Origin of the sequence: Methanogenium sp. S4BF (genome assembly GCF_029633965.1) — an archaeon.
Classification (GTDB): Archaea; Halobacteriota; Methanomicrobia; order Methanomicrobiales; family Methanomicrobiaceae; genus Methanogenium.
This window is the reverse complement of sequence record NZ_CP091277.1, coordinates 15,266-36,674: the sequence shown is the minus strand read 5'-3', so window position 1 is coordinate 36,674 and position 21,409 is coordinate 15,266. Positions and strand designations below refer to the sequence as shown.

The 21,409-nt window shown below is 51.6% G+C and carries 21 protein-coding genes; 13 read left to right on the top strand and 8 right to left on the bottom strand.

Features of this window, described 5'->3' with window-relative positions; all coding sequences use genetic code 11:
• The first annotated feature begins 5 nt into the window (after positions 1 to 5).
• The 9 genes from L1S32_RS00200 to L1S32_RS00160 all read left to right on the top strand — a co-directional run bounded on the left by L1S32_RS00200 (position 6) and on the right by L1S32_RS00160 (position 7,252).
• Complete coding sequence (locus tag L1S32_RS00200; RefSeq protein WP_278155372.1) at positions 6 to 422, top strand: hypothetical protein; 417 nt, start codon at positions 6 to 8, stop codon at positions 420 to 422.
• Positions 423 to 806: 384 nt separating this feature from the next.
• Positions 807 to 1,487: a hypothetical protein gene (locus tag L1S32_RS00195; RefSeq protein WP_278155371.1), complete on the top strand. Its 681-nt coding sequence runs from the start codon at positions 807 to 809 to the stop codon at positions 1,485 to 1,487.
• Between the two features lie 9 nt (positions 1,488 to 1,496).
• The gene (locus L1S32_RS00190) at positions 1,497 to 2,651 is read left to right on the top strand and encodes a hypothetical protein (protein WP_278155370.1); all 1,155 of its coding nucleotides are present in this window, start codon (positions 1,497 to 1,499) and stop codon (positions 2,649 to 2,651) included.
• Positions 2,652 to 2,806: 155 nt separating this feature from the next.
• Positions 2,807 to 3,322: a hypothetical protein gene (locus L1S32_RS00185; protein WP_278155369.1), complete on the top strand. Its 516-nt coding sequence runs from the start codon at positions 2,807 to 2,809 to the stop codon at positions 3,320 to 3,322.
• A gap of 97 nt (positions 3,323 to 3,419) precedes the next feature.
• Entirely contained in the window at positions 3,420 to 4,460 is a 1,041-nt protein-coding gene (locus L1S32_RS00180) for an SMI1/KNR4 family protein (RefSeq protein WP_278155368.1), read from the top strand.
• Positions 4,461 to 4,492: 32 nt separating this feature from the next.
• Entirely contained in the window at positions 4,493 to 4,936 is a 444-nt protein-coding gene (locus L1S32_RS00175; RefSeq protein WP_278155367.1) for an SMI1/KNR4 family protein, read from the top strand.
• Positions 4,937 to 4,947: 11 nt separating this feature from the next.
• On the top strand, positions 4,948 to 6,123 hold the full coding sequence (locus L1S32_RS00170) for a hypothetical protein (RefSeq protein ID WP_278155366.1): 1,176 nt from the start codon (positions 4,948 to 4,950) through the stop codon (positions 6,121 to 6,123).
• A gap of 18 nt (positions 6,124 to 6,141) precedes the next feature.
• The gene (locus L1S32_RS00165; RefSeq protein WP_278155365.1) at positions 6,142 to 6,663 is read left to right on the top strand and encodes a hypothetical protein; all 522 of its coding nucleotides are present in this window, start codon (positions 6,142 to 6,144) and stop codon (positions 6,661 to 6,663) included.
• A 451-nt stretch (positions 6,664 to 7,114) separates the two neighbouring features.
• Positions 7,115 to 7,252, top strand: a complete 138-nt coding sequence (locus L1S32_RS00160) for a hypothetical protein (protein ID WP_278155364.1) — start codon at positions 7,115 to 7,117, stop codon at positions 7,250 to 7,252.
• 601 nt (positions 7,253 to 7,853) lie between these two features.
• On the opposite strand, the gene L1S32_RS00155 is transcribed toward L1S32_RS00160, so the two are convergent.
• The 4 genes from L1S32_RS00155 to L1S32_RS00140 form a co-directional block, all read right to left on the bottom strand.
• A complete protein-coding gene (locus L1S32_RS00155) occupies positions 7,854 to 8,288 on the bottom strand; it encodes an ACT domain-containing protein (RefSeq protein ID WP_278155363.1) in 435 nt (144 codons plus the stop codon).
• Positions 8,288 to 9,589: a phenylacetate--CoA ligase gene (locus L1S32_RS00150; RefSeq protein ID WP_278155362.1), complete on the bottom strand. Its 1,302-nt coding sequence runs from the start codon at positions 9,587 to 9,589 to the stop codon at positions 8,288 to 8,290. Before L1S32_RS00150 ends, L1S32_RS00155 begins: the two co-directional genes overlap by 1 nt.
• On the bottom strand, positions 9,586 to 10,881 hold the full coding sequence (locus L1S32_RS00145) for a phenylacetate--CoA ligase (RefSeq protein ID WP_278155361.1): 1,296 nt from the start codon (positions 10,879 to 10,881) through the stop codon (positions 9,586 to 9,588). Before L1S32_RS00145 ends, L1S32_RS00150 begins: the two co-directional genes overlap by 4 nt.
• A 190-nt stretch (positions 10,882 to 11,071) precedes the next feature.
• A complete protein-coding gene (locus L1S32_RS00140; protein ID WP_278155360.1) occupies positions 11,072 to 11,665 on the bottom strand; it encodes a DUF308 domain-containing protein in 594 nt (197 codons plus the stop codon).
• Positions 11,666 to 11,879: 214 nt separating this feature from the next.
• Here L1S32_RS00140 and cas1 point away from each other — a divergent pair, with 214 nt between their 5' ends.
• Positions 11,880 to 12,854, top strand: a complete 975-nt coding sequence (cas1, locus tag L1S32_RS00135) for a CRISPR-associated endonuclease Cas1 (protein WP_278155359.1) — start codon at positions 11,880 to 11,882, stop codon at positions 12,852 to 12,854.
• Positions 12,855 to 13,129: 275 nt separating this feature from the next.
• Here the strand turns inward: cas1 and L1S32_RS00130 are convergent, their stop codons facing one another.
• Positions 13,130 to 13,432 carry an acylphosphatase gene (locus tag L1S32_RS00130; RefSeq protein WP_278155358.1) on the bottom strand — a complete coding sequence of 101 codons (303 nt, stop codon included), beginning with the start codon at positions 13,430 to 13,432 and terminating at the stop codon, positions 13,130 to 13,132.
• Positions 13,433 to 13,560: 128 nt separating this feature from the next.
• Here L1S32_RS00130 and L1S32_RS00125 point away from each other — a divergent pair, with 128 nt between their 5' ends.
• Positions 13,561 to 14,070, top strand: coding sequence for a HEAT repeat domain-containing protein (locus tag L1S32_RS00125; RefSeq protein WP_278155357.1), 510 nt, complete (start codon positions 13,561 to 13,563; stop codon positions 14,068 to 14,070).
• A 2-nt stretch (positions 14,071 to 14,072) separates the two neighbouring features.
• Here L1S32_RS00125 and L1S32_RS00120 read toward each other — a convergent pair whose 3' ends face one another.
• Positions 14,073 to 14,801, bottom strand: coding sequence for a thymidylate synthase (locus tag L1S32_RS00120; RefSeq protein ID WP_278155356.1), 729 nt, complete (start codon positions 14,799 to 14,801; stop codon positions 14,073 to 14,075).
• Between the two features lie 167 nt (positions 14,802 to 14,968).
• On the opposite strand from L1S32_RS00120, the gene L1S32_RS00115 reads away from it, so the two are divergent.
• Positions 14,969 to 18,835 carry a DNA-directed DNA polymerase II large subunit gene (locus L1S32_RS00115; RefSeq protein ID WP_278155355.1) on the top strand — a complete coding sequence of 1,289 codons (3,867 nt, stop codon included), beginning with the start codon at positions 14,969 to 14,971 and terminating at the stop codon, positions 18,833 to 18,835.
• 113 nt (positions 18,836 to 18,948) lie between these two features.
• Here L1S32_RS00115 and L1S32_RS00110 read toward each other — a convergent pair whose 3' ends face one another.
• Both L1S32_RS00110 and L1S32_RS00105 read right to left on the bottom strand, forming a co-directional pair.
• Positions 18,949 to 19,107 (bottom strand): hypothetical protein, encoded by a 159-nt coding sequence (locus L1S32_RS00110; protein WP_278155354.1) that lies wholly within the window; start codon positions 19,105 to 19,107, stop codon positions 18,949 to 18,951.
• 384 nt (positions 19,108 to 19,491) lie between these two features.
• Entirely contained in the window at positions 19,492 to 19,668 is a 177-nt protein-coding gene (locus L1S32_RS00105; protein ID WP_278155353.1) for a hypothetical protein, read from the bottom strand.
• 433 nt (positions 19,669 to 20,101) lie between these two features.
• Between L1S32_RS00105 and L1S32_RS00100 the strand changes: the two genes are divergently transcribed.
• A complete protein-coding gene (locus tag L1S32_RS00100) occupies positions 20,102 to 21,391 on the top strand; it encodes an APC family permease (RefSeq protein ID WP_278155352.1) in 1,290 nt (429 codons plus the stop codon).
• Positions 21,392 to 21,409 lie beyond the last annotated feature (18 nt).

Below are 21,409 nucleotides of genomic sequence, written 5' to 3'. Positions count from 1 at the left end.
TTACCATGGGAATGGACTTTGAAATCCAGAAGTCGGACGGTACGCGGGAGTACGTGACTATGATGAGTTACGGTTCATTTAGTGACATTATTCGAGTAGGAGAAACATTGGGACTCGGTATGGATGAATATGAAAGTATTGTGGAATACTCTGGATTGGATGAAGAAAAAGTGATTCAACTGGAAGACGTTCAGAAACTTCTTCCATTTTATCGTAAGATGCTGAAACAACTTGAGGAACTTGACAGGAAGGGAATTATCCTCCTGACGGAGACAGATGAGCAAAGACGGAGGCGAGAAATGAACAGGTGTGGAACAACTCCAAGACATCGCTGGGAAGGAGCTAAATCACATCTTCATCAATTGATTGATCTGTGCGAAAGGACAATCCAATCAGGAGGTTCGATTGTCATGGTTATTTAATGGATGATTTGCTGCATTTGAAATATTGCTGTTTGCTGTCGGAATTGTAAACAAAATATTTGGCCCACTGACATCGATGGAGACGATGACGAACCCCTCATCCCTTCATACAATACAGCAATTAACGATGCGATTCGGGACCAGGTCGCCCTGCGCCTGGGAACAATCTTCGGTGAAACCGGTCTGAGGGGCGAGATATGCTATGATCTGATCGGAGGAGATACGTATTCCTACACTCCTCCCTATGTTACGGGCTGGATTGCCTCCGGCATTGCGGTATATGGGGATGTCCGTGATTTCATCTACGCAGTCTCCGAGTATGACACCTATGGAGCAGCCCTCACCGGAATCGGACTCATCCCGCTAGTCGGGGATGCAGAGAAAGTGGGCGCCGATGTTGCAACATATACCTGGAAATATCCCGAAGCCATCAAACCTCTTGGAAGACATCTTGCAGAGCAGGGGATCATCGGCCTTTTTTCTGCAGACAAACAGCTGCGGATCATTGACGATTTCTTCCCCGTCGGAGACGACGGAGTGAAGGTCGGGACACGCCTGAAAACCGAGTATGATGATCTTGTTGTGGACGACCTCGTTATGCTGATGCGCCGGGGCGTCGATCTCACGGAGGTCGTTCATGTCACGAAAGTGGGGGATGGTGCAATACCGTTTATTGAGGAAAGTTTGGACCATGCCGTTGGCCGTCACGTTGATGGGACGGAAGATGTTTTGAAAGACGCTACAACTCTTTTCCCAACGTCAGATCAAGTTGTTTGGTATACGGATAAAGGGTCACCCATTCAATATCCCGGCACATCAACTCTGACACGAGAAGAAATGAAAGAAAAACTAATCCAATGGGCTGATGAAGCGTTCGAAGCAACACAGAGTGGGTGGGCGACACAAAGCAAAAAGCCAACGTACTCTCCCCCAGATGCTCACCTATATGGGATTGATGAGATTAAGGTTCTGATCAATCCGGAAACCGGTGTCGCGTCTGTATTCCCAACGAAAGGACCACAGGTCTTTATGTATTACAATGAAAAGTGGAATCCAACAATATAGGTGAAATAGATGTTTACAATTGAATGGGATAAACGGGAGGTTAGAGAGATAGTCGAGAGAATCAGCAGATTATACCACCAACATCATGATTGCTTCAATCTTAGCACATCTGTTTATGTGCTTGTAAATGGAGTGGACATTTCCGGGTGCACAGAAAGACAGAACTGTATTTACACACGGTTAATGGACGTATTCCTTGGCGCCTTCTCGGTCTTTCGCTCCATCGACCCGGAGCGGCTGGGGGATAAACCCTTCCATCTTACCTATAATCTTGAGAACTGCGTTTTGGGAAAAGGGTTCCGATATTTCGTGCAATACGACAAAATGACTGATCTCGTGACCTTCGATTATATCTATACCGGAAAAAAAGAATTTCAATCAGTGTCTATCCCACTCAGAGACTTTGCAACCGGCGTTATCCTTTCAGCAGAAGAAATGATCGGGGAAATCCTGAGTATCTCAAAAGAATGCAGGGATGCCAGTTACCGGATCTTCAGGGCAGATCTGGATATTATCAAAGACTGGTATCAAGAGGTGTATGGGGAAGATACCTCGAAACAGATAGTTGTAAAACCTTCCCTGAACAGGCAGAATATCAATGAAACAGCCATAGTTCATCCCGGAATGATTCAGATCGTTTGGAATCGAAATGAACTGGAGGATCGTACCCGAAATGTTGTCTCTAAACTACGCTACAATCCACATTTAACATTTGAAATGGGCTTCCATTTGTTTATTGCCGATATCGATATCATTGGTGGGGCATATACGATGTTTGATTCCCTGTTTTTCTTCATTTTTTCTGATCTGTATTGGATCATCAAAGAAATGAACCCGGAATATCTCGATCCGGAAGAAATGAATTACCTGACTGATGGACCGGAAGGAGTTTCGGGTCCGGGTTTTGAATTTACCATAACTCTTCAGGATAACAAAACGTTACTGTTTGACTATCAATCTGGAGCGATGATTGATCATGCGCAGACTACTGCCCCTCTCAGGGAATTTGTCGAGACATTTGTTCAGGCAGATGAGGAGTACCTTCGGGAGGCGTTGAATGTCTGGCCGGAATTGGGTTCTTCAGACTTTTATCTCCGGAAAGTCACTGATATTTCGATACTCAGAAAATGGTATGAAAGAAGATATGGGGTATTGATTTCGTAAATTCCTGTATCCTATCCTCACATCGGAGGTAACGCCGCCCCCGGCTGAAATTCATTGATGATTTCTTCCCCGTCGGAGATGATGGGCGGGATCACTGTAGCAACCGAATTATAAGGATTTATTACGTCAGATCCAGTTGAATTGAGGTTCAGAACATGTCGTCAAAAAATTTAATTAAAATACGTATCTCTTCTCCCGAAACATGGGATAGCGATCCATTAAAGTTGTACCCAAATAGAGAGATCCAACCACACGATATTGCTGGTGACATTTATGTCGGTAATGATGATACCGTCTTGACAGAGACAGTCAGCGAATTATCGAAATACATCAACGATTATGTCTGGTATCTGATCGTTGACATGCACGCACTTATTCCAAATATTGCAAAAGGACAAATTGTCGGACTCCATTTTTTGGATGATCCTCACGTCCTATTATTTATTCCATATGGTACGCAAATTGAGGTGATATTTAAGTCGAATAATCCAAATTACCCGCCTTGGAAAGAAATTGTGGTTTCTCTTGAGGAATGGGTGGAGGCATTACAAATTGCCACAATGGATCTGATTGACCAATTATTATCAATTAATCCAATGTTAGAAGAAACTCTGGAAGTACAAAAACTCAGGGATTGTTATAACAATACTCACCAAATTCTAATGCAGTAAAGCACTGTCTCCGGAGAATCATTCCAATCAGTGGTTCACAGGTATATAAATAGATTCCAAATGAAGGATGGTATCCAACTTTGTAGGAGGAGAAACAATGTTCAGGATTGTATGGAATAAAAAGGATGTAAAGCGAGGTATTCAATCCGGAACAGGAGAAGCTGGGCCTATCGGTTTTCTAACACCCATACAGGTTTATGCAAACAGCGTTGATATATCAGGACTTGAAGAAGTTCCAAAAGGGAACAATACACATTTTGATGGCCTTTTCTTGGAATTTTTCCATATATTCCATTCTATTGATCCGGAGAATCTCCAAGAAGATAATTTTCACCATATATCAAGTGTGAAAAATCGAGTGGATGGCGGCTCATTTAATCTTTATATATATTATAATGAAGAAAGAGACAGTCTTACCTTAAAATATCACAACTTTGTACACCCCGAGTACCGGATTCTGGAAATCGATTTAAGAGATTTTGTCGATGGTGTACTTCATTCATCTATTGAAATTCTTGAAGAAGTATTGCAACTCGCTCCCGAATTAAGGGAAGATGACAATTATATTGCATTGAAAGAGGACATGGAAGTCATCCGGGACTGGTATCAGGAACGGTATGGGACGACCGCCTCGTCCCCCCCTATTGAGATGAAACCTGCCGCGACAGTCACCGATGACAGTATACGCTGGATAGGCGCTGAGGATGCCGCCGACGAGGAGATGATCGACTGCGTGCAGAAGATCCTTGACATCACGTATCCCGATGACTACCTGGCTTGCGTGAGGAAACATTCAATGGGGTTTCCTTATCCTTACAATATCATCGTCAACGAAAAAATCCCAGGGGGAAGAAACCAGTTCGTCCGTCTCTCCGGTTTCGACCCGGAGAAACTCAATATATTGTTTCTCTATTACTCCCTGAACTGCCCGGTACAGGGCTCCAGAGCCTATCTGCCGGACAATGTGATTCCTTTCGCCGATGCCCTGAACCACGATCTTATCTGCTTTGATTACCGGGAAGGCTTTCCTCCAAAGGTAGTCCACTGGGTATTCTACGAAATGGACCCTGAAAAATCCATACAATTTCTGTGCAACTCATTCACCGAACTGTTTGACATAATGGAGCGGTGCGAGTAATTGACCGGGATGAAAGGGAGAGGAGACGCGTTATGAAAGATATTCGATGGGAGAATACCGAAGAGAAAAGGGAAGACCTCAACGACCTGTTACCCTGCATTGAGAAAATGTTTCGCGTGACACTGCCGGAGGATTATACCACATGTGCTACTGAAAATGGGGGCGGGAGTCCCGTTCCGTGTCGCTTTGATGTAAGGGATGAGACGGGGAAGGCAATTACAAAACTGTTGAGTCTCGACCCGAGATCGAAAGACTTTTTCCGGAGGTATTTCACCGCCGTCGGCTGGCATTCGCCAGGTGGTCACAGCAGGGGCCCCTGCCCCATTGCACAGGATACGGAAGGCAACTACATCTGCCTAGATTACAGGAGGGGGACGCATCCACGGATCTTATACGCGACACCCGGAATAAAGAGACCAAGACGAAGAGTTGTCATCGCGGATTCATTCACTGCATTTCTGGATATGCTTTACTGAAGGGGAAATAGATGTTTACCATTGAATGGGATAAAATGGGGGTGAAACATGTAATAGAGAGTATTACCAGTTCACAACCACGACATCTGGATTGTTTCGGCATCGCATCATTATTCCATGTCGTAGTGGGTGGCGTGGACATCTCTGGACTGGAAGAAAGACAAGACTACGCTTATTCACGGTTAATGGACGTATTCCTTGGCACCTTCTCGGTCTTTCGCTCCATCGACCCGGAGCGGCTGGGGGATAAACCCTTCCATCTCACCTATAATCTTGAGAACTGCGTTTTGGGAAAAGGATTCCGATATTTCGTGCAATACGACAGGACGACTGATCTCGTGACCTTCGATTATATCTATACCGGGAAAAAAGAATTTCAATCCGTGGCTATCCCGCTCAGAGACTTTGCAACCGGTGTTATCCTTTCAGCAGAAGAGATGATCGGGGAAATCCTGAACATCTCTACACTGTGCAGAGACTCCAGTTACCGGATCTTCAGGGCGGATCTGGATATTATCAAAGACTGGTATCGAGAGGTGTATGGGGAAGATGCCACCCACACGATTATACGGACAGGAGCACCTGCGAATAGGGAAATCCCGAATTCCGATATCAAAAAATCTCCGGGTCATATACAGCTAATCTGGAACCGGAATGAACTGGAAGATAGAATCCGAACAGTATCTGCCATCCATTACGACCCCGAAACATGGAAGGGATTCGAAATGGGCTTCCATCTATTCATCGATGACGTTGATATCATCGGCGGAGCATGGACATTTTTTGATTTTCTCTTTCCCAATATTAATCTGGTGTTTCAGTTGCTTGACCCGGAACATATCGATCCGGAGACAATACATTTTTCTTCCGATGTACCGGAGGTTTCCGGCCCGGGTTTTGAATTCACGGTAACCCTTCTGGATGATAATGAGACGATTCTGGTCGATTATATGAGTGGGGCGATAAACTATCATGCGCAGACAACGGCCCCCCTCAAAGGGTTCGCAATCGCTGTTGTTCAGGGAAACGAGGAGTTCTTGCGGGAAGTAAGGGAGGTCTGGCCTGAGGTTGTTGACACCGACGAATACCAGTGGATGGCTGATGAGATTTCCACTCTCCGTGAGTGGTATTACGAACGATACCATGAGGAATTGCCGTACCATCAAATTATAGTATGTAGTCAATGAACATCTTTTGCACGAACAATGGAATCAAATGCCCAATTCCGGAACACAATAAAGGATGATAAAATAATGAAAATTGTTTGGGACAAGGAAAAACTTGAACGGAATGTCCGATCAGGAGAAGGAGAGTTTCGACTCCTTGATTTCTGGGTCCCCATCCAGGTCTATATCGAGGGAGTGGATATTTCCGGTCTTGACAAGGTACCGAGAGGCGATATCTCACAGTTTGACACCCTATTTCTCAATATATTTTTTGTATTCAAATCGATTGATACTGAAAAATTAGGTGATACGGAATTCCGTTACATAGCATCTTGTAAAAATGAGGTATTTGCGGGAGGTTTTAAATTTTTTGTTTATTATGACAAATTGACAGACATGTTGACAATAAAATATATCAATTTTGTAAATAAGGAATTTCAGTTTCTTAAAGTTCCACTCAAACAATTTACAGAGGGTTTTCTTCTTTCTACGAAAAAGCTCTTGGAAGAGATAGAAAACATTGATGCAGCATATCGTGGCGATGAGGAATTCATGTATTAAAGGATAACAGGAGAGTTATCTTTCATTGGTACAAGGAGAGGTATGGAGAAGGAGCCACTCTGGAGTTGTGAAGTATTATTTGTTTATATTGATTGCCAGATGGAAGCAGACGGAAGATAATTTTCCTGATATTACTGATTGTGAGGCATAGTTAGTATTACAACTCAATCCTCATGAATCTGAAAAACGGTTTCGCGACCGTATTCCCAACGAAAGGACCACAGGTACTTAGGTGGTATAACGATAAGTGGAACCCGACTGTGTAGGTGAGAAATTGACGTTTACCATTGCATGGGATAAACGGGAGGTTCAAGAGATAGTCAAGAGAATCAGCAGATTATACCACCAACATCATGATTGCTTCAATCTTAGCACATCTGTTTATATGCTTGTGAATGGAATGGACATTTCCGGGTGCACAGAAAGACAGAACTTTGGTCATATGGGACTGATGGATTTATTTCTCAGCGAAGTCCGGGACATCGGGACCACGATCTCCGAGGGCGACCTCGCCGCCCTCATTCCCGGATACCGCGATGCGACAAAGGTCCCGGTCATCGCCGGGACGTTCGCCCACACCGGTGTGTAAACTGGTCGGATGCATATCGGAAACGGCCCCCCTGCCTCACCCCTCTTTCTCCCCCTTTTGACCTTCTGTTTTGGGGAATCAAAAAGCGATATGGGCGTATTTTCTTATCATTATTTACCGCCGGAAAAAATAGCTGTAATATCTGTTATTTGCAAAAATAACGAATAATTGTGGACCATTAAGGGGGCACCATTGCCACCATATTTTGGTAGGATAAATTGGTAGGGTCTGGGTGAGAACAGGCTGCTCCGGGCCACTGTGTGGATGCGAATTTGGGGAGTTTTGGCCCGTTTTGTCGACTATTTATGCTTTCCTTATGCTGTTGCCGGAATCTTGCCCATTACTAGGGGTACCGAATGCACATTGGCAGGAGGAGAGAGAATACCTTCATGATCACACCGGTAACGGGGCTCTCACAGAGTTATCTCATCTATCATCTTTCGCCGGGATATTGAACGTTTTTGCAGTCACACGAAGAATCGTAGTTCGCTATGCCATATCGAACGCATCGATCCGCCAGAAAAACAGATCCCGGTTTAACCATCAGACCGATCTGTTACCAGTCAGACAAGAAGGATAAAAAGTCAGGGGAGAGGAATATTCACGAAAACTCATCTGCACTCAGGAGCGTCCCGCCGCGTGCAAGAACCTTCTCAACTGCCTCAGCCACCCGGTCAACGCGGAGAATGAGCACCGCTGCCTCACGGCCCGAGTAGGCATACGAATATTCGATATTGATGCCTGCCTCCGAGAGGATGGATGCCATCTCAAAGAGGCCGCCGGGCACGTCACGCATCTTCACAGCGATGACATCGGTGAAAGAGACCATGAACCCCATTGCATTGAGTTTCGTATAGGCGGCCTCCGGCTTGTCCACCAGTGCCCGCACGACGCCAAACCCGTTTGCCTCGGCAATGGAAAATGCGAGGATGTTTATTCCTTCATCCTGCAGGGCGCCTGCAATTGCGGCAAGCCTCCCCGGCCTGTTCTCGGAGAAGACCGAGATCTGTTTGATAGTATACTTCGTTGCATCCATTACAGAACCCTCCTGTCGATAACCCGTTTTGCTTTTCCCTCAAACCGCGGCAGTGACCCCGGTTCACTGATCTCTACATCAACACTTACGTTGAGCATATTCTTAAGCGTGTGTCCTACCTTGCGACGGATATCCAGAATATCGTTTATTTTGTCGGAGAATGCCTCCGGGTTGAGCTCCACTTTGACAAGCATCTGGTCAAGGGCACCCACCCGGTCAACTTCAATCATGAAATGGCCGGAGACTTCTGGGATGCCGAGGAGAGCATGCTCCACCTGCGACGGGAAGACATTAATCCCCCGGATGATGAGCATGTCATCCACCCGCCCGGAGAGACGTGAAATACGCGGGTGCGTGCGGCCGCACCGGCAGGGCGCATGATCGATGGATGTGATATCCCCTGTCCGGTAGCGGATGATAGGGAGAGCCTCTTTCTGGAGAATGGTCACCACCATCTCGCCCTGCTCTCCGTCCGGCACCGGACGGCCGGTCTCCGGGTCGATGATTTCGACTAAGGCGATATCACTCCACATGTGAATCCCGCTCTGTTCGGCACAGTCCGTAAACATCGGGCCGGACAGTTCAGAGGTGCCGTAGATGTTGTAGGCCTTTATGCCCATCTCCTCTTCAATACGCTCCCGCATCTGGTCAGACCAGGGCTCTGCCCCGAGAATCGCTCTTTTCAGGCGGGTGTCATCCTTGATGGAGATGCCCAGCTTCTTTGCCGTCTCACCGATATGCGCCAGGTACGAGGGGGTGCAGCAGATGGCCGTCACCCGCAAATCCTGCATCAGTTCAAGCTGGCGTTCAGTATTGCCCACCGATGCCGGCACCACCGAGGCACCGATGCGTTCTGCCCCGTAGTGCAGGCCGAGGCCGCCCGTGAAAAGGCCGTAGCCATACGCCACCTGCACCACGTCGCCGCGGCCGACACCACAGGACGTGAGGGCACGGGCCAGAGACTCGGTCCATGTGTCCAGATCATGTTTGGTGTAGCCCACCACCGTCGGCTTACCCGTCGTCCCTGATGAGACATGATAGCGCACCAGCTCTTCCGGCTCCGCCGTGAAAATCTTGTCCGGGTAATTGTCCCGCAGGTCGGATTTCACCATAAAGGGCAGCTTTACGACATCCTCCAGCCGGGTGATGTCATCCGGGTGCACACCGTGCGCCACCATCCGCTCATGGTAGAAGTTCGAGAACGAGTACAGCCGGTATACCAGCGTCTTCAGGAGCTTAAACTGCATTCGCTTCAGTTCAGCCTCAGGCATCAGTTCCATATTCGGGTCCCATGCAATCATACATCATCACCTCTCCGGTCAATGACCCGCTTTGCCTTCCCCTCATACCGGGGCAGGGAATCGGACTCAACCAGTTTCACGCGGGTCCGGAGGTTGAGCGCCTCTTTTAATGCCGCCACCACCCGGTTCTGCGCCCGTGTCAGGTCTTCGAGTTCACCGTGGAAAGTGCTGCGGTTCATCTCCACCTCAATCGTCATCTCATCCAGATGGTTCACGCGGTCCACATAAACGAGGAATTCATCGCCCACTTCGGGCACGGAACGAAGTACATGCTCTATCTGGGACGGGAAGACATTTATCCCCCGAATTACGAGCATATCATCACTCCTGCCGTGGAGGCGGGCGATCTTCACCCCGCGTCCGCAGGGGCAGTCCTCCTCCAGAAACATCGTGATATCACCCGTCCGGTAGCGCAGGAGTGGCATCGCCTCCTTCACGAGCGGAGTGACCACCAGTTCGCCGCGTTCACCGGGCCCGAGGACCTCTCCGGTCTGCGGGTCGATTATTTCTGCGAGGTACATGTCATGCCAGATGTGGAGGCCGTTTCGCTCAGGGCACTCAAAGGCAGCACCCGGCCCGTACATCTCGGACATGCCGTAGGAGTCATAGGCGGTCAGCCCGAGTTTACCCTCCAGGATCCCGCGCATATTGTCAGACCAGGGTTCTGCCCCGAATATCCCGGTCTTCAGGGTGGGGAGCGTCGTCCCCATCTGCTCCGCCACTTCGGCGATGTGCATCGCATAACTCGGCGTGCAGTGGATGGCAGTCACGCCGAAGTCGTCGATCATCTCGATCTGACGCCGGGTATTGCCTGTGGCGCTCGGGATGACCGTCATCCCGACCTTCTCCGCACCGTAATGGAACCCGAGACCGCCGGTAAAAAGCCCGTAATTCACCGCGTTCTGGAAGATGTCGTCAGAAGTCAGGCCAATCATCGTCAGGTTCCGTGCAATCAGTTCAGACCAGTGATCCAGGTCCTGCCGGGTGTATCCCACCACCGTCGGTTTTCCCGTCGTCCCGGACGTGGTGTGGATACGCACGACCTCCTTCATCGGGACGGCAAAGAACCCGAACGGGTAGCCGCCCTGGAGATCAGTTTTCCGGGTAAAGGGCAGTTTCTGCACATCGTCCACCGTCCGGATATCCTCAGGCCCCACACCTGCCTCCTGCAGCATCTTACGATAGAACGGTACGTTATTTGCCTGCTCAACAGTCCACCTGAGCCGTTTTGCCTGAAGGGCGTGCAGTGCATCACCCTTCAGGGTCTCCATCTCCCTGTTCCAGTATTTCATTCTGACAACCAACTGATTTCGCCGGGCCGGGCACCGTGGATGCCTGTTTCATCCGGATGATATTGTGTATTCCGGACGTGCAGCAGCACCCGGAATAAGTATTGTATAACTATGCAGGGGAGTGCTGAAAAAAGATTGCTATGCCGTAGCATAGCACACCCGATATTGGGTATTGTACACCGGCGTCCGGTTACATCCCGGATTCGTTCAGGGCCTTCTTCATCTCGGCCTGCATGATAAATCCAAGGACAATGGTTGCAATACCGATGATAAGGGAAAACAGGCCCATCACCCAGATGAACGCCGCAGTCAGGGCAAGCGGATAGATGATGACATAGATGCCGAATACCAGGAAGAGAATTCCGACAACAAAGAAGAGAATTCTGTACCAGTGGTATTCAGTTGCAGTAAGTGCCGTAAAGAGCGAACTAAATCCTGAGATAAATGCCCAGAGACCCAGCATGAAGGCAATGGTTAAGCCCAGCACCACCATGTTCATCAGCGCAAGGATACCGATGACGATGCCGATGACACCTAAGATTACCATGAGCACCTTTCGTCCGCCGGAGTCTTTGCTCACAATCGACTGAGCAATAATTGACAGACTGTAGAGCACGATGATAATGCCAAGAAGTATTGCAAGCAGCTCAACGATGAGTGCAGGGAAAAGCATGGCAAGACCGCCAAAGATGATGCCAAACAGGCCCTGCAGGATAAATACCCACCAGGCAGCGGAAATCAGTTCATCTCCGGAAACGATCATATCAGTTTGTTCAAATTCCATACACCAGTTAACGCATATAAACCATATATGTATTCGCACAAAGGATTAAGGGTAATTTAACTCTGAACAGCCAAATTTTGCCACAATTTGGCAAATCATTCATACATCCGGTTCCTCTTCACCGTGTGAACGCTGAAACGGCCCAAGAACGCAAACGATGAATTAATTACTGTACTGATGGAGTACTTGTGTACTGTATCTATTGTGTGTATATATGACAAGCGAACACTCCTGGCATGTTGTGGCGGGCTTCGGCGCCCACATCAAGTCAACCGGAACAACACTCAGTATTCTCTACAAGGGCGAACAAAAGGAGTTTCCACTTTCGTCAGTCCAGCACCTGCTCCTTGTGGGAGGGCACAATATCCATACTTCTGCGGTGACACGCCTGCTGCGTCAGGGGTCATCCATCTCATTCTTTGATGCGGACGGGACACCGGTCGGCATGCTCAACCCCTTTGGCAATGATGTGGGGGCGGATATAAGAAACGCCCAGCGGGCCCGGATGCCCCATACCTTTGCACAGGAGATCGCAAAGGCCACATTAAAATCACGGCTGCTCGCAATAGAGCGTATCGGGGACCAGCTGGGGGAGAGCCTCTTCTATGAAGGTGAGCAGGATATCCTGCATAATCTCCTCGCAGACCTTGAGTATCTCATCACCATGGATGAACTCCGCCGGGTGCACAAACTGACCGGCGACATGTATTATGAGATCATGGCTCGCAGCCTCTCACCGGAGCTTGGCTTCCGCCGCAGGACAACGAGGCCCCATCAGGACCCGGTCAATGCCATGCTTTCCCTGGGGTATGCGATGCTCTTCGGCAATACCATCGTCTCGGTCATCGGTGCCTACCTCGACCCGGATTACGGATTTCTGCGGGAAGGGGAACGCTCACTCGTCTCCGACCTCATCGATCCCCTGAAAACATCGATGGTGGATGCCGCAGTATTCTCCATCGCACGTGCAGGCCTGATTAACGGCAGATATGAAATCAGCACCAAGCGCTGCCATCTCAACGAAGACGTAATTGATGCCCTGATTGCCGCCCTCCGTGCCTCAATTAACCAGGAGATAATCGATGATAATGTACTCTCCCTCTCCCAGGCAGTGATGGGAGAAGGGCCGTTTACCCTGGCATACCAGATCTCCGGGCAGTTCACCGATCCTGCCCCAAAGTGCCGCTGACACCGGCTTTTCGGCACAGGACAAATCCGGAGCGCCCACCATTTTCAGGGGTTTTCCGGTGAAAGGAGACAGAACAGGTACGCATCTGATATATGATGGTGAATGAATCCTGTTCGGTGAACGGCCATGAGAAAGACCCTGTTCTTTGGTTTGGAAACGCTTGTCAGGATACAAAAGATCTGATCATCCCAGGAGTGAAACGTCGCGGACTCCGATGGGAAATATTTTTCCGGATTACGGCACGTAAGATGGTGCCTGAATATGGGCAGGCACGGTTAATCCGTGATAATGACTGAGAAGCCGTCAAATGCACAGGGTTCTGTGTCGGTTACCTGCAGGTCACGTACTACCGCACGCGGACACGAATAGAGAAGCGAGAGAAATTTTTCGATAATAACAGGTTCCGCTGTGGCACGGATGGAAACGGTCCCGTCCGGCAGGTTCATGACTTCACCTGTGACCGTCAGGTTTTGTGCCATCTTCTTCACACAGGCACGGAATCCGACATGCTGGACCCGCCCGGTGGCGATGATCGCGACTGTGCGCTGCAGGGGTGCCTCCGTGCTATCTATCTCCATATTATACCTCTGCAGGTGAGTTTGTGAGACGTTACAGATAATATATTGGATTTCCTGTTCCGCTGACTCAGCACCACTTCTGCCAACCGAACAACTGATACCTGATCCTGTGAAACAATACTATTAGTATGGCAGACATGGGAGAGATTGAGGGATATATCGGGGCAATCCTGACAGGAGATGTGAAGGCACGCCGTGAGGCGGTCGCTGCTGCTGCAGCCTGCGGCAGTGAAGCGGTTGACCCGCTCATTGGTGCACTCATCGACGCAGATGACAATGACGTACGGTGGTACCTGGCACGAGCCCTTGCAATGATAGGGGATCCTGCCATTGATTCCCTGATCTATCTGTTGACCGTCTCAGACGACCCGGACACCGCCCGGTATGCAGCTGCAGCACTCGGCGAGATGGGGGAGGCAACCCTCGAACCGCTCGTTGAACTCTTAGGGGACGAGGATGCACAGGTGCGGGGATATGCCGCTCTTGCCCTCGGCCGCATGGGTGAACCGGCAATAAAGCGGCTGCTGGTGGTTATAGAAGAGTCCGAGGGTATCCGCAAACAGTGCGCAAAGATGACACTCTACCGGATGGGAGGGGAGGGGACCGAAGCCCTTGCCCGCTCAATGATGTGTGAATAAGCCTACAGAGTTATATAGGCACTATTATCCAGTTTTTTTATCAGTTCTGCAAGCCCCAGACCGTTGACGTACTTCATCAGCTCCTCATGGTCGCGTTCGTAGTAGATATGCGCCGATACCGAGGTATGCGAATACCATCCGACCGGAAGGCCAAGGGCATCTGCAATATGCTTTTGCAGATGGGCCAGTGCATACATGTTCGCCCCCAGAGCGGAGAGCATGTCATTTGACCGGAACTCGACATGCATGTTGAGAGCACCGTCACGCACCATGCACTGGATACGCTGGAGGCAGGGCGGGTTGCGGGAAACCGCATCATACTCCGGGTACCAGGTGATACCCTCTGCCCGCCGGGATGCAGGGTCTGACCGGAGTTTATCGATGATATATGCCACCTGGTCGATACCGTCCTTACGGCCGTCGCCGCGCGTATTTCCTATCTCATCACGGCGGGGATAGTCAAAGAGGCGGTCATGGTAGGTGTAGGCAAATTCACTCTCTGACCCCTCGAGGAGGTCATGCACATACTGCTGCATCGCCCGTTCGCCGAACATATTGTACGGACTTACCATATAGTCTGCAAAGGGAGTGCCCACATGAATATTGAAGGGCTCCGGCAGTTCCAGGGTTTTTTCCCCGTCTTCGGTGACCAGAAACGTCCCATACCGCACGATGGTTTTGATCACTTCTTCATGCGCCTTTCCAAGGCAGAATGCACGGACATTAAACATAACAGATATCACTCCGGAGGCACCCGGGACAGCGGACACGGTGCCTGCCTGTATATACAGACTCTATGCCACCCTGGCACATGAAGATAACGAAGTCCGCCTGCACCCATGCATCACAGAGGCACCAACACAAATGATAATGAGTCTCCGGGAGAGACCACATCACCATGCATGCGTCACCGGAGATGGAGGCTTACTTTGCCGGGCTTGAGGCAAAGCTCAAAGAGGCAATTGGGGTCGCCAATGAGGCGCGGGCAAAGGGGATTGACCCGCGGACAGCGGTGGAGATTCCGGTGGCAAACGATCTCGCGGACAGGGTGGAGGCCCTGCTGGGATATACCGGGGTGGCCGCCCGGCTGCGTGAACTCGCGGAGACCATGCCGCGTGAAGAGGTGGCACTCAAGATTGGTGACGACTTCATCGCACACATGTTCGGGGAGACCACACGCGAGGAGACGCTGGACCATGCCATCCGGACCTCGATGGCCCTTCTTACGGAAGGAGTGGTCGCAGCACCTACCGAAGGCATTGCTAAAGTGGGAATCGGCAAAAACGATGACGGGACCGATTACCTGAAGATCTACTATGCAGGACCTATCCGGAGTGCGGGAGGTACCGCCCAGGCGCTCTCGGTACTTGTGGGGGATTATGTCCGGCGTGGACTGGGAATGGCGGCGTATATTCCCCGGAAAGAGGAAGTCGAACGCTACGTTGAAGAGATAAAAAAATATAACAGCCAGGTCTCCCTGCAGTATCTCCCGACGGATGATGAACTCAGGGTGATCATAAGGAACTGCCCGGTCTGTGTGGAGGGAGAGCCGACCGAACGTGTAGAGGTCTCTGGGTACCGCAACCTGGAGCGGATTGAGACCAACACGGTCCGTGGCGGCATGGCACTCGTCGTGGCAGAGGGGCTCGCCCTCAAGGCGCCGAAGATCAAAAAGACCGTCGATAAGGTGCGCATGGAAGGCTGGGACTGGCTGGATATCATCATCTCAGGGGCATCGAAGAGCAAAGACGATGACGATGACGGCGAGGAGAAGAAACCCGGTGTCAAACCCAAGGACAAATACATCCGGGACCTGATTGCAGGCAGGCCGGTCTTTTCATACCCGATGCGGGCGGGTGGATTCCGGCTCCGCTATGGCCGGTCACGTAATACCGGGTTTGCAGCAGCAGGGTTCAGTCCGGCCACCCTGCACCTCCTCGGCAATTTCCTTGCCGTCGGCACCCAGATGAAGGTGGAGCGGCCGGGCAAGGCAGCAGGTGTGGTGCCGGTCGACAGCATCGAAGGGCCGACCGTGAAGCTGGAGGACGGCAGTGTCCTGCGCATCGACGACGCAGAGACTGCCGTCCGCCTGATGAGCAAGGTGGAGGAGATCCTTGACGTTGGAGAGATGCTCGTTTCATACGGTGAGTTCCTGGAGAACAATCACCCGCTTATTCCGCCGACCTATTGCGAGGAGTGGTGGCGTCTGGACGGCGGCACCCATACCCCGGCAGACGAGACCGAAGCAATCGGGATGGCATGTGCGGGAGGCTACCTCCACCCGGCATATACCTACATCTGGGACGACCTCACCGCAGCGGAGGTACGTGCCCTTGCGGACTGGGTGGCCGCCGCCGGAAGCATTACGGCAGAGGGCCTCACACTCCCGGCGGATGCACCGGAGAAGCGGCACCTGGAGATTCTTCTCGTCCCCCATACCGTTACCAACGGGGTTATTCTCATCTCTGCCCCGAAGGTGCTCTGTGCATGCCTTGGCCTCACCGCAGATTTGAAGACGCGGAGTGAATGGGAGAGTGCACCGGATGCTGACGGCCTCTCTCTTGCCATGCACCTCTCGGGACTGCAGATGCGGTCCCGTGCGGGCATCCGAATCGGCGGAAGGATGGGGCGACCCGGGAAGTCAAAGGCACGCGAGATGCGCCCCCCGCCCCATGCCATCTTCCCGGTCGGGGATGAAGGCGGATCACGCCGTTCATTCCAGGAGGCCTCAAAAGGGAAAGGCAACCGTGACGGCACTATCCATGCTGACGTCGGGCGGCGGCGGTGCCCCTCATGCGGAGAGGAGACCTACAAGTGCATCTGCAGTGAGTGCGGAACGCACACCGAAGCGGTCTTCACCTGCCCCCGCTGCGCCCGTGACCTCAGGGATGAGACTACCTGCCCGGTCTGCGGCGCTGAGGGTGTCTGCCTCCAAAAAGAGGAGATAAATGTCAAGGAGGAGTACGCACGCGCCCTCACCGCCCTTGGGATGCGCCCGAATGAGGTCGAACTCCTGAAAGGCGTCCGCGGACTTATTTCAAAGGAAAGGACCGTTGAACCGATTGAAAAAGGAATTCTCCGGGCCAAAAACGGGTTGTATGTCTTCAAGGACGGCACCCTCCGCTACGATATGATCGACCTGCCCCTCACCCATATCCGGCCGAATGAAATCGGGGTCAGCGTCGAAAGGCTTGTTGAACTGGGGTACCCGCAGGATATCGACGGCGTGCCCCTCACCAGCCCGGATCAGGTACTGGAGCTCCGGGCACAGGACATCCTCGTCTCAGAAGACTGCGCCGGGTGGCTCCTGCGGGTGGCAAAATTCATCGATGAGATGCTGGAGAAGCTCTACGGAATGCCCCCCTATTATAACGCAAAGACACGGGAGGACATCGTCGGCCAGCTGGTGATGGGTCTTGCGCCCCACACCAGTGCAGGAGTGCTTGCCCGTGTGATAGGTGTTTCAAAGGCGCCGGTGGGATATGCCCACCCGTATTTCCATGCAGCAAAGCGCCGCAACTGTTTTGCGGCCGATACGATGATCGACGTGTATGACGGTGCAGAGTGGCGCAGCCTTCCGATCGGGCATTTTGTGGTCGAGAACTTTGATCTGGACCGGCCCGGTCTGGACCAGGTGGGCACCTATTACTCTGACCCGAAGGCTGCCTTCTGGGTCCATGCCCTTGACACCGGCGGGATGATACACCTGCAAAAGGTGACCTCGGTATCTGTTCACCGGGCACCCGATCACCTGATCCGGTTCACCACATCGCGGGGAAAGCACGTGACCGTCACATCCGACCATGCGATGCTGGTGTCTGACTTCGCCTACCAGCGCAAGGTCCGTGCAGTCGAGCTGAATGAGGGCGACTGCGTCCCGGTCTTTGAAGGGCAGATGATGATCACTGACACCATACAGGCAAAGGAATACATCCCAAACTTCGGGGAGTATGTCTACTGCCTGACGGTTGCAGAGGATCATACACTCGCTGCAAACGGCATCTTTACCGGCCAGTGCGACGGTGATGAGGACTGCGTGATGCTCCTGATGGACGGACTGGTAAACTTTTCGCGGTCGTTTCTGCCGGAAACCCGAGGCGGCTCGATGGATGCACCGCTTGTCCTTACCACCAAACTGGACCCTGCCGAAGTGGACGGTGAATCACATAATGTCGATGCCTGCCGGTCGTATCCGATTGAACTCTATGAAGCGGCACTGCAATACCGCCATCCCAAAGAGCTCTCAAAAATCATCGATCATCTGGAGAATCGCCTGGGCACACCGGGCCAGTATGAAGGGGTGGGGTTCACGCATGATACGAGCAATATCTCGGCAGGGCCGCTCCTCTCCACCTATACCACACTCACCACCATGTCTGACAAACTGGAGGCAGAGTTTGAACTGGGAAGAATCATCCGGGCAGTGGACGAGGACGATGTGGCAGAACGGGTGCTCAAAACCCATTTCATCCCTGACATGCAGGGCAATCTCAACGCCTTCTCACGCCAGAAACTCCGGTGCCCGACGTGCAATACGAAATACCGGAGGATGCCGATGGCAGGAAAATGCCGGTGCGGCGGTAAAATCATCCAGACCGTCCATGAGGGGTCGGTCAAGAAGTACATCGATATGTCACGGAAAATATGCACGGACTACGATATCTCGGAGTATACCCGCCAGCGTATCGAGATGCTGGATATGTATCTTGTCTCAACATTTGGTGAGGAAAAGGAGATTCAGCTCGGGCTTGCGGATTTCATGTGAGAGAACGGAACCCTTTTTTTCCTGCCAAAAAGATATGCTGATGCACGGATACCGGCATGTACGCAGGGGCAGGCACCCGCATCACACCGGTCTTAAAAAACCGGAAGTGGATTTCAGGATTTCACGCCCTCTTCTTTGGCCCCTGCTGCCTGTGGTATTTTTTCTGAAGCCCGGCCGTTGACCTGACGCCATTCTGCCGCTTCCCCCGTAACCGGACAGAATGAAACACATTTGTTCTCAAGTGTTGTCACCGTGCATGGTTTCCTGCACATTTCGCATCTGAATATATTCATTTTTCAACCCCCCGGTTTAAAAAAAACAATGGACAACAGTATGCACTATCATATATCAAATTGCGCGAGGCGGTGGCAGGAAAAGCATCGAAACCGTGCATGACGGGTATCTCAGGAAGTGCATCGGGGCATCCCGGAATAAAGGCACGGATTGCGGTATCCCCGGCGGATACGGCGGCGTATCGGGATGACAGAGACAGATAAGCGGTCTCACCTGCTGGTGAGGAAAAGGGGATTTGGCCGGCATTGATGAATTTATGTGAGGGAGATGCCTGCCTGCCGATTCTGTGAAACTTCACATATACCGGCATTCATGCGGGGACGGGCATACTCACCACATGGGGCAGAAGAAATAAAAATGATTTAAGATAGTGCTTCTTCGCCGGTTTCGGCTGCAAGCGGCATCTTCTGTGAGGCCCGGCCATTGACCCGGCTCCACTCTGCCGCCTCCCCCGTGACCGGACAGAAGACAGGTGATTTCTCATCCAGCGTAGTTATGGTACACGGTTTTGGACACAGTTCACATCTGTATATATTCATCTCTTCAACCCCCGGTTTTAAAAAAACCGTAAACTATCGTGCCCCCGGAAAAAGTATAAAAGTATACACCAATGCAATGACTAAAACCGGCAAAAAATGTTTAAATAATAAATTCAGCAGACGTATGCGCTTTAAAAAAGAGACAGAACCATTATAACCCACCCCATATTCCGAAATATAAATACACGCATCCCTGCACCACCGGTTCCTCCCGGAAATCCTTCATGTATGCCATTGAACGGCACAGGCCGGCCCATCCATGATTTCTACGATAGAACACCCCTGCTTCACTCAGGGAGTGGCAGGGTTTTTTTGCCGGAGCGAGGCGGTGCCGGATGCCTTTCGGCAGGCAGCCCTCCGGGCGGACGGCCGCACACTACCGTGCACCGGCGGACATATTACCCCCGGCGTCGATGCACTTTCTTAAGATCACATGACTCCTGACGGGAATCCACCCCTCCGGCGCACCCTGACACTGCCGGAAGTCGTCATCTCCGGTGTCGGCGTGATACTGGGTGCAGGCATCTATGCACTGATTGGTGAAGCGGCAGCGGTGGCGGGCAATGCCCTCTGGATATCCTTTATTCTCGCTGCACTCATCGCATCCTTCACCGGACTCTCCTACATGGAGCTCTCGTCCATGTTCCCCGGCGCCAGTGCAGAGTACGAATACTCCCGCTATCCCTTCGGGAGGAGTATTGCGTTTGTTATCGGCATCATGGTGATACTCTCCGGCATTGTGGGCGCTGCGACGGTCTCTCTCGGATTTGCCGGCTATTTCGCCGGAGCGACGGGTGCTCCGACACTCCCGGTGGCAGTCGTCCTGTTGATCCTGCTCTCCCTTATCCTGCTGGCAGGCATCCGGCAGTCGGCAGTCTTTGCCATCATTTTCACCCTGATTGAGGCAGGCGGGCTCATCGGAATCATCATTATCGGCCTGCCGTATCTCGGATCGGTTGATTATTTTGCCGCACCCGAAGGTATTCCGGGCGTATTTGCCGCAGCGGCCCTCATATTCTTCGCATATCAGGGGTTCGAGGAAATAGTCAAGCTTTCGGATGAGACCATCCGGCCGGAAAAAACCATCCCGGCGGCCCTTCTCATGGCAATTGCCATCACGATTGTACTCTACATCGCCGTCTCGGTATCGGTGGTGAGCATCGGGGGCTATGAGGCCATTGCCGGATCGCCAAATCCCTTTGCGGAGATTGCCGGGCAGGCCTTTACCGGTGGACATCTGCTCTTTACGGTCATTGCACTCTTTGCAACGGCAAACACCGCCCTGCTGATGATGCTTGCGTCATCCCGTATTCTCTACGGCATGGCTGAGAAGAAGACGCTGCCTGCTGCTTTTGCCTATGTGCACCCGGGGAGAAGGACACCGGTGGTGGCCATCGTGGGGACGGCGCTCGTCTCCATGCTCTTCCTGTTGCCGGGGAACATCCGGGACGTAGCCCTGATTGCAAATTTCACGCTGTTTATCACGTTTATCGTCATCAATGCGGCGGTGATCCGCCTCCGGCAGACTATGCCTGACACACCCCGGCCGTACCGGGTGCCCGGCGCCGTCCGGAATGTACCCGTCCCTGCGGTGCTTGGTGTTCTGACCTGCTTCTTCTTTATGTTCCAGCTGGAGTGGGAGATCCTCTTCATCGGCATTCTGCTCATCGCCGGTGCTGCCGGTGCCGGCCGGATTTTGTCACGGAAGAAGACGGAACAGTGATGGCAGGTAATGTGTCCG